The organism is Pedobacter agri (assembly GCF_032678665.1).
In the GTDB taxonomy this organism is placed as follows: Bacteria; Bacteroidota; Bacteroidia; order Sphingobacteriales; family Sphingobacteriaceae; genus Pedobacter; species Pedobacter agri_A.
This window is the reverse complement of record NZ_JAVTSH010000001.1, coordinates 572,007-585,174: the sequence shown is the minus strand read 5'-3', so window position 1 is coordinate 585,174 and position 13,168 is coordinate 572,007. Positions and strand designations below refer to the sequence as shown.

Sequence of the window (13,168 nt, the reverse complement as noted above, 5' to 3'; positions counted from 1 at the left end):
GAAACGCAAAGCTGAAAGTAAAAACTAAACATCTAACTTTGCGTTTCTTTGCGCTTTTATCTTCCTTTCCTTTGCGGTTAAACCTATCTTCCTATCCGCAACAAGATCGGGAAATGAACATCCTTAACCGCATCATTACCCCAGGCTTCCTTTAATTCTGTAAACATATACTCCAAAGGGTTTCTGTCATTTGCTTTTTTATAATGCTGCAATGACGACCATGTATTCAAATATCCAATCATCTGGTTAAAATTCCATGATGTTTTAATTTGGAAATGTGGTGCAGTAATCTCCTCGAAAGGAAATGGAATGGTTTTATAACCTTCTTCAATATAACGGCGTTCGCTATCCCAGTATTTCCCCAAAATATCTTCATATAATTTATGGATTGCCTGGTCAACTTTTTTATCAATAAACATCAGGCCGTAACCAATAACTGCTATCACACCATCTGGTTTTAGCGTACGCTTTACTTCTCCGTAAAAGGCATCAAAATTAAACCAGTGGATAGCTTGCGCAACCGTAACTAAATCGAAGCTTTGATCAGGAACATTTGCTTTTTCTGAAGATTCTACCTGGTATAAAATGTTAGGCAGTTTCAGCGCCTGGTTCAATTGTTTCTCGCTGATGTCAGTTGCATAAACACTTTGAAAATGTTGCGCTAAAACCCGGGCAACCTGACCGTTCCCTGTCGCACAATCCCATGCAGCATCCTTATTTTTTACTAAAGAAAAAAGATAATCATACAACTCTTGTGGGTAAGTTGGACGGTAAATGGCATATTCGGCCGCTTGAGTAGAAAAGTTATCTTTCATGTTACAGGATTGAATTTGAATAAGTGATTTTTTGAATACGATCTTGCAAATCAATTAATCTAGCACTATCTTACAAATAAACAAAACTTATCTATTAGTGTTTAAATCACTTAAAAAATCAATTTTCTAAAACGCATGAATAAAACCTCGAAAGATTTTAAGCCAGATGAAATGAGTGATGTGAAATATAGGCTAAAATCCATTTTTGGAGGCTCGGTGGGCAACCTGGTAGAATGGTACGATTGGTATACATATTCGGCATTTGCTTTATACTTTTCGCCTATCTTTTTTCCAAACAGTAATCCAACGGCCCAATTACTAAATACAGCCGGGATTTTTGCGGTAGGGTTTTTAATGCGGCCAATTGGCGGATGGCTCTTTGGCAGCATAGCTGATAAAAAAGGCAGAAAAAAATCGATGGCGCTTTCGGTATTAATCATGGCAATCGGCTCGTTAATTATTGGCTTAACACCAGGCTACAAACAGATCGGAATTGCCGCTCCTTTGTTATTGGTATTTGCCAGGTTAATTCAGGGTTTAAGCACCGGTGGTGAATATGGTACTTCAGCCACTTACTTAAGTGAAATGGCCAGCCAGAAGCATCGGGGTTTTTATTCGAGTTTCCAGTACGTAACATTAATCGGCGGGCAATTATTAGCCTTAGGAATTCAATTGATCTTACAAAACTGGTTGCTCACGCCAGAAGAACTAAGTGCCTGGGGTTGGAGAATACCTTTCTTTATTGGTGCAATTTTATCCTTCATTGCATTGTATCTAAGAAGGCACATTGCTGAGACGTCGGCCTTTAAAAGCAAAGATAAGGAAGAGAAAAAAGGAGGGATTGCAGTGCTCATGAAATATCCAAAAGAAGTTTTTACTGTTGTGGGATTGACCTTAGGCGGAACCATCGCCTTTTATACATTCAGCACTTACATGCAGAAGTTTTTGGTCAATACCGTTCATCTCAGTAAAGAAACCTCAACAACGTTATCATTTATCTCGCTCCTGGTTTTCGCAGTTCTACAACCACTATTCGGTTTATTATCAGATAAAATCGGCAGAAAGCCTTTGCTGGTTGGTTTTGGGGTATTGGGTACGTTGTGTACTGTTCCTATTTTAACGGGCCTTGCAACTGCCACCGATACCACCATTATTTTCTTGTTGATGATTGGCGCACTGATTATTGTAAGTGGATATACCAGTATTAATGCTGTTGTCAAAGCAGAGTTGTTTCCTGCCGAAATCAGGGCTTTGGGTGTGGGTTTGCCTTATGCGTTAACCGTTGCCATTTTCGGCGGCACCGCAGAATATTTCGCTTTGTGGTTTAAAAATATTGGTCACGAAAATTATTTTTATTGGTACGTTACTGCCTGCATTTTAATTTCTCTAATTCTATATACCACTATGAAAGATACCAAACACCATTCGAAAATAGAGGATTGATTTAGGATTATAATGGCCGGATTAATTATGTCAAAGGAAACATGTAAACATCGATAAGTTTGGTTGGAGAAACTCAGATTTTGAAGATATAAAACTTCAATACCACATTGAGTTTTCTGGCTAAAATTTGTAGCAAAAAGCAGCTTTTAGAACCTCAATTTTTCTATCTTTACCATTATGCAAAATCAAGCTCCATTAGCCGAAAGAATGCGCCCTCAAAATCTGGATGAATATGTAGGGCAAAAACATTTGGTTGGAACTGATGCCGTTTTGCGTAAGGCGATTGAAAGCAGTCAGCTCCCGTCAATGATATTTTGGGGGCCTCCGGGTGTTGGGAAAACAACCCTTGCCTATATTATTTCTCAGGCTTTAGATCGGCCATTTTTTAACTTAAGTGCCATCAACAGTGGTGTAAAAGATATCCGCGAAGTAATCGATCGGGCAGCCCAGCTTAAAGATAGTTTTTTGGGCTTGCCGATTTTATTTATCGATGAGATTCATCGTTTCAGTAAGTCGCAGCAGGATAGTTTGCTCGGTGCTGTAGAGCGGGGCTTAGTAACGCTGATTGGCGCTACCACTGAAAATCCATCTTTTGAAGTCATTTCCGCTTTGCTTTCCCGCTGCCAGGTATACATCCTCAAATCCCTCACGGAAGATGAGTTGGCTGGATTACTTCAAACGGCGATAAAGAAAGACTCCGTTCTGGCGCAAAAAAACATCACCATTAAAGAACATGAAGCATTAATCCGATTGAGTGGCGGTGATGCCCGCAAACTTTTGAATGTTTTAGAAATTGCGATCAATGGAATTGGCGGGAGTAAAATTGAACTGACCAACGAAAATGTTCTTGCACATGCGCAACAAAATCTGGCACTATATGATAAGGCTGGTGAGCAACATTACGACATCATCTCGGCATTTATTAAATCCATTCGCGGTAGCGATCCTAATGCGGCAGTTTACTGGCTAGCCAGAATGATTGAAGGTGGTGAAGATCCGTTATTTATTGCCCGCAGACTACTCATTTTATCATCAGAAGATATTGGTAACGCCAATCCGAATGCTTTGCTTTTGGCCAATAATTGTTTTACTGCCGTAAATGTAATTGGTTATCCCGAAGCCAGGATTATCTTATCGCAATGCGTTACCTACCTGGCCAGTTCTGCAAAAAGCAATGCATCTTATGAGGCCATTAATCATGCTCAGGCACTAGTGAAGCAAACAGGTAATTTGCCGGTTCCACTTCACATTAGAAATGCGCCAACCAAACTGATGAAAAATATTGGTTATGGAAAAGATTACAAATATTCTCATGGTTATGAAGGAAACTTCGAGGCCCAGGAATATTTTCCTGATGAGTTAAGCGGAACAAAATTATACGATCCGGGAAAAAACCCTGCAGAAGAAAAGCTGCGTGAAAAGTTAAAACAAAACTGGAAAGACAAATACAATTATTAGTGTAACATTTCGCTGCAAATGGCTACTAATAAAAAGAACTAATACTAAACTTGTAATATGCTGAGTACTTTTTTAAGCCATCAAAGGAAATCTTTCTGGCGTTCGCGAAACCGGGGTGGCAGTATTGTTGCTCAGGTTGTTCTGGGCTTTTTTATGCTTTATTTCCTGGCTGTTGCCGTTGGAGTGGGTTTTGGAATGTCGGTTTTTTTGCCAGAAATTTTTAAAGGTGTTGATATTCTAACCAGTTTTAATGGAATCATTTTATATTATTTTGCGTTCGACTTTGTAATGCGTTTACAGCTTCAGGAGCTCCCGACTTTAAGCATCATTCCATATTTGCATTTAAAAGTTCCAAAAGGTAAAATCATCAGCTTTTTAAATATAAAGGCACTTTTTTCAGCTTTTAATATTTGGCCGATTTTTCTGTTTTTTCCTTTCATTTTCATGGAGATTATTGATGAGTATGGCGGTTTTGCGGCTATTATGTATATTGTTTCCATCATTTCGATTACTTTATTTAACAACTACCTTATACTTTATATCAAGAGAAAATCGATCACAAATGTGTTTTACACACTAGGAGGTTTTATTATCATCGCCATTTTTGCCGCCCTGGAGTATTTTAAAGTTATTTCGTTAATCAACGTATCTGATTTTGTTTTCCGTGCCATTGGAGAAAGGCCTTATTTAGGATTTGGCTTTACGTTGGCGGCTTTTGCTGTATTTTATGTCAACTCCAGTTTTTTACGAAGTAATTTATATATCGAAGAGCTTGGTTCAAAAAAGGAGAAAAAAGTGAGTACAGATTATGCTTTCTTAAATCGTTTTGGTAAAGTTGGGGAGTTAGCAGCATTAGAATTAAAACTGGTTATTCGCCATAAGCGCCCACGAAATTCGGTACTCATGGGATTTCTTTTTCTGTTCTACGGGTTTTTCTTTTACAAAAAACCGATGATTGATGCCGACTCTTTCGGGATGATGATTTTTGCAGCAATTTTCATGACCGGTTTCTCAATCTTAACCTACGGACAGTTTATGTTTGCCTGGCAAAGTGCTCATTTCGATGGCTTGCTCGCTAATAAAATCGATTTAAAAAATTTTATAAAAGCTAAGTTTTTACTCTTTACAATTGCATCTACCGTAATTACATTGTTGGCGAGTTTTTACGGATTTGTAAGTCCAAAACTATTATTGCTGCATCTGGCTGCCTTCTTATACAACATTGGTTTTGGAACGGTCATCGTGTTGTACTTCGCTACATTAAATTACAAGAGATTGGAAATTAATAAAAGCGCAAGTTTTAACTGGCAAGGTGTAGGCGCCACACAGTGGATATTAGGTTTTCCATTCCTATTGTTTCCCATATTGATTTATCTGCCATTTGGTTTAACAGATAAACCCTATTGGGGCTTGTTTGCAGTTGGAATATTTGGATTAATCAACCTATTCATGCGGGGTTTCTGGGTAAACCTGATTACAGCAAAATTTGAAAAACAACGTTATAAAATAGCCGAAGGCTTTAGAGAATAATTATGATACTTGAAATAAAAAGTTTGAAGAAAGTTTACGGCGATAAAACAGTTGTAAACATTGATCATCTACAAATTCAGCCAGGTGAAACGATTGGTCTGGTTGGAAACAACGGCGCCGGAAAAACAACATTTTTCAGGATGTTGCTGGATTTGATTCGCCCGACAGATGGTGCCATTTTATCAAAAGGTGAAAACGTAATGAATGGTGATGGCTGGAAAGATTATACAGCTTCTTTTTTGGATGAAGGCTTTTTGATCGATTACCTAACACCTGAAGAATATTTCACATTTATTGGCAGCTTAAATAATTTAAGCGTAGCCGATGTAGGGACTTATTTGACTCAATATGGGGAGTTTTTTAATGGTGAGATATTAAATAGTGGGAAATATATCCGCGATTTTAGCAAGGGCAATCAAAATAAGGTCGGTATTGCTGCAGCATTGATGCAAAAGCCCGAACTGCTAATTCTGGATGAACCATTTGCCAACCTCGATCCAACAACGCAAATCAGATTAAAAAAATTATTAAAGGAATATCCCGGCAACATGACCACCTTTATCTCCAGCCACGATTTAAATCATGTAACCGATGTGTGTAACCGAATAATTTTGGTTGAAAAAGGCCGGATCATTAAAGATTTTGCAACAGATGAAAATACACTTAAAGAATTAGAGAGTTATTTCTCTGCTTAACATTTGTACTAAGAATGATACAATCTAGAAGAGCTTCAATTAACGGAGGCTCTTTTTTTATGCGCAACAACTTTTTTGAGTACGCCGCAACATTAAAATTTAATTAAAAATTCAACAGTGGGTTTTTTGGCATTGTGTTTGAATACGAGTTGTAGAATTATAAATCTAGATTATTATGAGTATTTCAAAAGTAAAAATAGCAACATTAAGTATAGGATTAGCAGTAGGTTCAATGGCATTCCAAAGTTGTGATAGTTTAACTAAAACACAAAAAGGTGCGGGTATTGGTGCTGCGGCAGGTGGTGTTGTTGGTGCATTAATTGGTAAAAAAGCTGGTAATACGGCTGTTGGTGCATTAATTGGTGGTGCTATTGGCGGTACAGCTGGAGCTTTTATTGGTCGTAGAATGGACAGACAGGCTGCAGAAATTCAAAAAGCAATTCCTAACGCTGAAGTTATTCGCGAAGGAGAAGGTATTATTGTAAAATTTGATAGCGGTATTTTATTCGACTTTGATAAAACAGCACTTAAAGACGCTGCGAAAACAAACGTTCAGAGCTTAGCTGCTTCATTAAATCAATATCCTGATACTGATATTAAAGTAATTGGGCACACAGATAGCCGCGGTACTGAACAATATAACCAGGGATTATCAGAAAGAAGAGCAGCAGCAGTTAAAGCTTATGCGGTTTCACAAGGTGTACCAGCTTCAAGATTGGTAACCATTGGTAAAGGTTTTGCAGAACCAATTGCTGATAATGAAACTGATGCAGGTCGTGCAGCTAATCGCCGTGTAGAAATTGTAATCGTTGCTAACGATGCTTTAAAAAACACAGCAAAAACACAAGGATAATATTAAAAAATTCCCTCTACCTATGAGGTCATTATATATCCAACCCTGGTGCAAAACACCAGGGTTTTTTTATTTTCGGTGCCATCCAAGGCAGTAAAAAAATTATCCAGTCATTTGTATAAAATGATTGTTTCAGGGGCAAAAAATAGGGTATAATTTTTATCTTCGCATGCACAACGAAGGTTTCCCCATGTCCGAAAATTACATCGCCGAACAAACATTTGATAGAGAAGATTTCACCATAAGGCCTTTACCAAAGGCAGAATATGAAAACTGCAAGTTCATCAATTGTAATTTTTCTAATGCTGATTTAAGCGGCATAAAGTTTCTTGATTGTGAATTCAGTTCCTGTAATTTAAGTATGGCGAGTTTAACCAAAACTGCGCTAAACGATATTTATTTCAGCGATTGTAAAATGTTAGGCCTACGTTTTGAAAATTGTAATGATTTCGGTTTAGCCTTCAGTTTCAATCACTGCAAACTTGATCATTCTTCTTTTTACAAACTCAAACTGAAGAAAACTGCCTTTCAAAATACGCAGTTGCACGAAGTTGATTTCTCTGAAAGCGATCTATCCAACTCATCTTTTGAAAACTGCGATTTATCGGGAGCAACTTTTGATAGGACGATTTTGGAAAAAGTTGATTTTAGAAGCGCTATTAACTTTTCTATCGATCCAGACAAAAACCGGATTAAAAAAGCCAAATTTTCGCAGGCAGGATTGGGTGGCTTGTTGCACAAGTATGATATCGTGATTAGTCAATAGTGTCTTTCTAACTGGCTCAAACGCTATTATCTTTCTTCCCTAAAAATGTTACACTTCTTTTGATGTAATCCTAAAATATTGTAAGTTTAGAGTTTTTTAAGCGGTTAGCTTATAAAAATTTTATTCCCCATCAATGTTACGCGTCGATAGTTCTAAAGCTTGTAAAGTGGTGTACTCCTTGTGCAAACATGAGTATTTAGGCTATTTAATTGAACCTCACATTGTTCAGTTAAATCCACAAGGTGATTTTTCATTTACCTATCAACGGATTTTTACGCATACAGCTGAAGAATTCGGCGCTTGTTTAACAGATACCGATTACAAGCTGATTAAAATTTTAGACGATATTGAACAAGATTCGATCATCAAAAAATATTATAAAAAATTAATCAGGCCAACGGAGTTCTTTACAAAGATTTTCGACACCAAGTTTTATGAAAACGTAAGGCCGAAAATTGAAAAGAAACTCGCGGAAGCACTTGAGATACTTAAAATCAAAAATGAGCTTTATGTAATGGATAAAGACGGCTGGCCGGTGGAGCGTAAAATAGAACTGGCAACCGAACCCGCGTCCATCCTTTTTCATTTCCGCAGAAACGAGACCGAAACGAGGTATTTCCCTACCATCAAATATCAAAACCTGCGGATCGAATTCATGTTTAAGGAAGCGCAAATCATTAGCAATAAACCAGCCTGGTTATTATTAAATGATGTGCTTTACTTTTTTGACCAAGATATTGAGGGGAAAAAACTTCAGCCATTTTTAGCAAAACGATATATTGCGATTCCAAAGTCAACTGAGGCAACTTATTTTGAGAAATTTGTAGCGCCATTGATTGAAAAGCACCATGTTTATGCCGAGGGATTTGAAATCAGAACAGAGCAGTTTGAAGCTACACCGGTAATCAAAGTTTTGTATGTAGATGGTGGGCTATCGCAAATACAGTTATTCTTCAAGTATGGAGAATATACTTTCCCTGTAGAAAATGCACATAAGGTAACGGTACGTTTAGAAAAAACTGCTGATAATTATATTTTCCACCGCATTAAAAGATCGGCAGACTGGGAAAAGAAACAATTCAATTTGCTCTTATCGCTTGGGTTAAAAAAGACAAGTTCGCTTTTTAGCAATCTGGAGGTTGCTACCGAGGAAGAAAATCCAAGTTATGCCGCAATTAACTGGGTAAACGAACATATTGAAATACTGCAAGCTGCAGGTTTTGAAATTGAACAATCAACTGGCCAGAAACGCTTTGTTTTCGGTGCCAATAAAATAGATTTAGAAGTTAAAGAAGGTAACGATTGGTTCGATATTAATGCTGTGGTGTGGTTTGGTAAATACCAGATTCCGTTTTTATCTTTAAAACAACATATTTTACATAAACGCCGTGAGTTTTTATTGCCCGACGGCGAGGTGGCCATTATCCCGGAAAAATGGTTTACGCAATATGGTAGTTTGTTTAGTCTTGCCGAAACGGGTGCTAATCTGAAGCTTAAGAAACACCACATCGGTTTAATTAATGACCTGGCTGAAGATAGTTTGGCCAATGTGACTTTAGAACGTAAACTTCAACGGTTAACTGATTTTGAGGACATTGCCGATACGCAGATGCCCATCCATTTTAAAGGCAGTTTGCGTGATTACCAGAAAGCAGGTTATAACTGGTTTAGCTTTTTACGGGAATATAATTTCGGCGGTTGCCTGGCTGATGACATGGGTTTGGGTAAAACCATCCAAACTTTGGCTATGCTGCAAAAAGTGAAAGAAGATGACCAGGCTAAAGGTTTGCAAGCAACTTCGCTGATTATTATGCCTACTTCTTTAATTTATAATTGGTTAACGGAAGCTAAAAAGTTTACCCCAAAACTTAAAATATACGCCCACACGGGTAGTAACCGAAACAAGGATGTGGCCAATTTTGCCAATTACGACATCGTGATTACCACATACGGCGTAACCCGTGTAGATGTAGAAGAACTGAAAAATTTCTATTTCAACTATGTGATACTGGATGAAAGCCAGAACATTAAAAATCCGGCTTCAAAGTCTTTCAAATCGGTGAGAAGTTTAAAATCCAAATATCGGCTAATTTTAAGTGGTACCCCGGTTGAAAATTCTGTTGGCGATTTATGGTCGCAGCTTACTTTCCTGAACCCGGGTTTATTAGGTACCCAGGCATTTTTCTATGACGAATATGTTCAGGCGATAGAAAAGAAAAAGGATGAGGAGAAAGCCCGTAAACTTCAATCTATTATTAAACCATTTGTGCTTCGCAGAACAAAAGAGCAGGTAGCTGCAGAGTTACCGCCGAAAACCGAACAGGTAATTTACTGCGACATGAGTGAGAATCAGGCAGCCTATTACGAAAAAACAAAATCGGCGTATCGAAATGATTTATTGCAAAGCATGGATGATGGCACTTTTGCTCAAAAACAAGTTCAGCTTTTGCAAGGTTTAACAGCGCTCCGCCAGTTGGCTAATCACCCGGTGATGATCGATAACGAGTACGAATCTGATTCCGGAAAGTTTGAAAACGTCATCCATACCCTTGATAATGTTTTAAAAGGCGGTCATAAGGTTTTGGTATTTTCGCAATTTGTAAAACACCTGGATATTTTCAAGAAACATTTTGAAGCCGAAAATATTCCTTTCGCTTACTTGGATGGTGCAACCAGAAACCGTGGCGAAATTGTTTCAGAATTTCAGCAGAATACCGATTTAAAAGTATTTTTAATATCCATTAAAGCTGGGGGCGTTGGTTTAAACTTAACCCAGGCTGATTACGTTTTTATTCTCGATCCGTGGTGGAACCCGGCGGTAGAACAACAGGCCATTGACAGGACCCATCGCATCGGGCAGGACAAAAAAGTTTTCATTTATAAGTTCATCGCAAAAGATACGGTTGAAGAAAAAATTCTTGCGTTACAAAACCGCAAAAAATCACTGGCGAGTTCGCTCATTACCACAGAAGAAAGTTTCTTTAAATCATTGAGTAAAGATGATATTCGCGATTTGCTGAAATAAATTTACTTTATCTGATACGGAGATAAACATTTTGAGATCCTTGTTTTGCATTCGCCCAATCAGGTGATAGCTTCATCGTATCAACTTCTATATTGATTTTTTGATTGAGGGCATCATCATTATCCGGAAATGTACGGATAGAATAAGTTTTCATTAAACTATTGGTGAAACTTATCTCATAAATACGAGGCCAAAAGACGCTTGGATATTTAATAAAGTAATTTCCAAACTTCAAAATGTGAACATTTTTGTCTTTGTTGACTTGATTATCTTCATCAACAGAGAGCCATCTTTTCCCTCCAACACTCATAAAAGTTCTCCGATGCTCAAATTTCCAGTTTCCAGCAATTTTTGCTCTAATGGAATCAACTGCTTTTGAATCATTAATGGCATAATCAACAAGTTTGTAGTAGCGCTGTGAAACAATGATGTATGCGGAAAATCCTAAAATCCCAATGAGTATCCATTGAAAAAAGAATTTTTTAAAAGGGAAATGAATCTCTAAATCGATTGCATTTTGCCTTTCCCTTCGAAAATGCATAGATAGGAGAATCAGATAAAAAATGAGGTAGTACATAAAAGATGTTTGTGTAAGATAGAAATATTTGCTTTAATCAAACTCTATTCAATTCAACTTGTTATTAGGTAGCATATAAAAATCTACCATCATGACAAATGAAAATTTAAATACAGCCCTTAACAATGTTAAAGAGGCTTGGAAATATCCCGAATTATTTCAAAACACTTCAAGATCTGAAAGAATCCTATCCGGAATAGTTGGAAGTTACTTATTGTTCAAAGGTATTACCAGTATTTTTTCGCACCCAGTAATTGGTGTTACCGGAGCAGCTGTTGGTGCCGGATTATTATATCGAGGTTTAACCGGTTATTGCCCAATGCGTGATTTGGCAGAGCAACAAAAGGAATTGGATTTAGAACCAGATGAGATCGTTATCAAAGAAACGATCATTTCAGGTGATTTGTAGTAATAAATTCAATACGAAATTTCCAATTCTTAATAAACTGGTTAACTTTAAAAAAGTTAAATACCAATTATGAACAAGTACGCATTACTTTTTATTCCAACATTATTTGGCATGTCAGCACTTGCACAGGAAAAGAAAACCGATCCGGCGAAAGAGGCAGCGAAAACTGAAATCTGGGAACCCGTTCCGAAAGTGGTAACTCCAGGAAATCTTCCTCAGGATGCGCCTTCGGATGCCATTATATTATTCAATGGACGAAATCTGGATGAATGGCATTCTGTTAAAGACCCTTCAAAACCTGCTGCATGGACAATTGACGATGGTTTTTTTACCGTAAAAAAAGGAACCGGAAATATTGAAACGAATAAAAAATTTACGAATTATCAACTACACATGGAGTGGAGAATTCCAACCAACATATCTGGCGAAAGCCAGGCTAGAGGCAACAGTGGTGTGTTTTTAGCTTCTACAGGTGGTGGCGATGATGGTTACGAGATCCAGATTATGGATACTTACAATAATAAAACCTATGTTAACGGACAAACCGGAAGTGTTTATAAGCAAAGTATTCCGTTAGCAAATGCAAATAAAAAACCAGGTGAGTGGCAGTATTATGATATTATCTGGAATGCTCCCCGTTTTAAAGCCGATGGATCAGTTGAGAAACCAGCTTCGGTTACAGTATTTTTAAATGGTATTTTGCTTCAAAACAATTACGTATTAAAAGGAGAGACCAGATGGATTGGTGCTCCTGAATATAAAAAACATGGTGCGGCTTCAATCAAACTACAAGATCATGGCGACCCAAGTCCACCGATTAGTTTCAGAAACATTTGGGTAAGAGAATTATAATTTAACACCTGCAAACTACACTTTGCAGGTTTTTTTATATAGGCTGTTCTTGCTGCAAAATTTCTAAATAAGCTTCATTGCTGATCATTTCTGCCCCCAAACTCATTAAATGGTCATTCGGCAACTGGCAATCAATTAAATCGATATTCAGTTTACTTAAATAAATCAATGCGGCTTTTGAGGCATTGCTTACATGGCTAAACATGCTTTCGCCGCAAAAGACTTTGTTCATCTTCAAACCATATAAACCGCCAACCAGCATTTTATCAATCCAAACTTCTATGCTATGGGCAAAGCCTAGCTCATGGAGATTGATATATGCCGCTTGCATCTCATTGGTAATCCATGTTCCATCCTGCCCTTTTCTTGGCGTGTTGGCACAATTTGCAATCACTTCCTCAAAAGCCTGATCAACAGTAATTATAAAAGTCTCTTCCGATAAAATCTTTTTCATGCTTTTGCTGATTTTTATCCCGGAAGGATAAATGACGCAGCGCTCAAGCGGGGCATACCATAAAATAGGGTCTCCTTCACTAAACCATGGAAATATCCCGTTGGAATAAGCGTTTAGCAATCTTTCTACACTTAAATCTCCGCCAATAGCAAGCAAACCATCAGCTTCTGCAAGGCGGGGATCAGGAAAAATAGGTTCATCTTCAGAGAGTTGGAAAAACATCCTCAAAAATAAGAAACAAAACAAACATTAAACCTAAGCGTTCTAATTAAGTCATACTGTTAAATTGTC

General features: G+C 37.6%; 12 protein-coding genes. 9 read left to right on the top strand and 3 right to left on the bottom strand.

Annotation, left to right across the window (positions count from 1 at the left end; translation table 11 throughout):
* Positions 1-83: 83 nt before the first annotated feature.
* The gene (locus tag R2Q70_RS02660) at positions 84-815 is read right to left on the bottom strand and encodes a class I SAM-dependent methyltransferase (RefSeq protein WP_316806118.1); all 732 of its coding nucleotides are present in this window, start codon (positions 813-815) and stop codon (positions 84-86) included.
* A gap of 135 nt (positions 816-950) precedes the next feature.
* Here R2Q70_RS02660 and R2Q70_RS02655 point away from each other — a divergent pair, with 135 nt between their 5' ends.
* From R2Q70_RS02655 to R2Q70_RS02625, 7 genes are all read left to right on the top strand, one after another.
* Positions 951-2,258 (top strand): MFS transporter, encoded by a 1,308-nt coding sequence (locus R2Q70_RS02655; protein ID WP_316806117.1) that lies wholly within the window; start codon positions 951-953, stop codon positions 2,256-2,258.
* 177 nt (positions 2,259-2,435) lie between these two features.
* Positions 2,436-3,716: a replication-associated recombination protein A gene (locus R2Q70_RS02650; protein WP_316806116.1), complete on the top strand. Its 1,281-nt coding sequence runs from the start codon at positions 2,436-2,438 to the stop codon at positions 3,714-3,716.
* Between the two features lie 57 nt (positions 3,717-3,773).
* The gene (locus tag R2Q70_RS02645; RefSeq protein ID WP_316806115.1) at positions 3,774-5,246 is read left to right on the top strand and encodes a DUF5687 family protein; all 1,473 of its coding nucleotides are present in this window, start codon (positions 3,774-3,776) and stop codon (positions 5,244-5,246) included.
* A gap of 2 nt (positions 5,247-5,248) precedes the next feature.
* Positions 5,249-5,941: an ABC transporter ATP-binding protein gene (locus tag R2Q70_RS02640; protein ID WP_316806114.1), complete on the top strand. Its 693-nt coding sequence runs from the start codon at positions 5,249-5,251 to the stop codon at positions 5,939-5,941.
* A gap of 175 nt (positions 5,942-6,116) precedes the next feature.
* Positions 6,117-6,794, top strand: coding sequence for an OmpA family protein (locus tag R2Q70_RS02635; RefSeq protein WP_010602406.1), 678 nt, complete (start codon positions 6,117-6,119; stop codon positions 6,792-6,794).
* A 190-nt stretch (positions 6,795-6,984) separates the two neighbouring features.
* On the top strand, positions 6,985-7,560 hold the full coding sequence (locus tag R2Q70_RS02630; protein ID WP_316806113.1) for a pentapeptide repeat-containing protein: 576 nt from the start codon (positions 6,985-6,987) through the stop codon (positions 7,558-7,560).
* Between the two features lie 133 nt (positions 7,561-7,693).
* The gene (locus R2Q70_RS02625) at positions 7,694-10,585 is read left to right on the top strand and encodes a DEAD/DEAH box helicase (RefSeq protein WP_316806112.1); all 2,892 of its coding nucleotides are present in this window, start codon (positions 7,694-7,696) and stop codon (positions 10,583-10,585) included.
* A gap of 7 nt (positions 10,586-10,592) precedes the next feature.
* Here R2Q70_RS02625 and R2Q70_RS02620 read toward each other — a convergent pair whose 3' ends face one another.
* Complete coding sequence (locus tag R2Q70_RS02620) at positions 10,593-11,162, bottom strand: hypothetical protein (protein ID WP_316806111.1); 570 nt, start codon at positions 11,160-11,162, stop codon at positions 10,593-10,595.
* 91 nt (positions 11,163-11,253) lie between these two features.
* Between R2Q70_RS02620 and R2Q70_RS02615 the strand changes: the two genes are divergently transcribed.
* Positions 11,254-11,571 carry a DUF2892 domain-containing protein gene (locus tag R2Q70_RS02615; RefSeq protein ID WP_316806110.1) on the top strand — a complete coding sequence of 106 codons (318 nt, stop codon included), beginning with the start codon at positions 11,254-11,256 and terminating at the stop codon, positions 11,569-11,571.
* Positions 11,572-11,640: 69 nt separating this feature from the next.
* Entirely contained in the window at positions 11,641-12,423 is a 783-nt protein-coding gene (locus R2Q70_RS02610) for a DUF1080 domain-containing protein (protein ID WP_316806109.1), read from the top strand.
* Between the two features lie 34 nt (positions 12,424-12,457).
* Here the strand turns inward: R2Q70_RS02610 and aat are convergent, their stop codons facing one another.
* A complete protein-coding gene (gene aat / locus R2Q70_RS02605) occupies positions 12,458-13,099 on the bottom strand; it encodes a leucyl/phenylalanyl-tRNA--protein transferase (RefSeq protein WP_316806108.1) in 642 nt (213 codons plus the stop codon).
* Positions 13,100-13,168 lie beyond the last annotated feature (69 nt).

What these genes read in the sequence shown, in the direction of transcription:
- R2Q70_RS02660 (WP_316806118.1), bottom strand. Translation starts at nt 815, where the DNA reads ATGAAAGATAACTTTTCTACTCAAGCGGCCGAATATGCCATTTACCGT.
- R2Q70_RS02655 (WP_316806117.1), top strand. Translation starts at nt 951, where the DNA reads ATGAATAAAACCTCGAAAGATTTTAAGCCAGATGAAATGAGTGATGTG.
- R2Q70_RS02650 (WP_316806116.1), top strand. Translation starts at nt 2,436, where the DNA reads ATGCAAAATCAAGCTCCATTAGCCGAAAGAATGCGCCCTCAAAATCTG.
- R2Q70_RS02645 (WP_316806115.1), top strand. Translation starts at nt 3,774, where the DNA reads ATGCTGAGTACTTTTTTAAGCCATCAAAGGAAATCTTTCTGGCGTTCG.
- R2Q70_RS02640 (WP_316806114.1), top strand. Translation starts at nt 5,249, where the DNA reads ATGATACTTGAAATAAAAAGTTTGAAGAAAGTTTACGGCGATAAAACA.
- R2Q70_RS02635 (WP_010602406.1), top strand. Translation starts at nt 6,117, where the DNA reads ATGAGTATTTCAAAAGTAAAAATAGCAACATTAAGTATAGGATTAGCA.
- R2Q70_RS02630 (WP_316806113.1), top strand. Translation starts at nt 6,985, where the DNA reads ATGTCCGAAAATTACATCGCCGAACAAACATTTGATAGAGAAGATTTC.
- R2Q70_RS02625 (WP_316806112.1), top strand. Translation starts at nt 7,694, where the DNA reads ATGTTACGCGTCGATAGTTCTAAAGCTTGTAAAGTGGTGTACTCCTTG.
- R2Q70_RS02620 (WP_316806111.1), bottom strand. Translation starts at nt 11,162, where the DNA reads ATGTACTACCTCATTTTTTATCTGATTCTCCTATCTATGCATTTTCGA.
- R2Q70_RS02615 (WP_316806110.1), top strand. Translation starts at nt 11,254, where the DNA reads ATGACAAATGAAAATTTAAATACAGCCCTTAACAATGTTAAAGAGGCT.
- R2Q70_RS02610 (WP_316806109.1), top strand. Translation starts at nt 11,641, where the DNA reads ATGAACAAGTACGCATTACTTTTTATTCCAACATTATTTGGCATGTCA.
- aat (WP_316806108.1), bottom strand. Translation starts at nt 13,099, where the DNA reads ATGTTTTTCCAACTCTCTGAAGATGAACCTATTTTTCCTGATCCCCGC.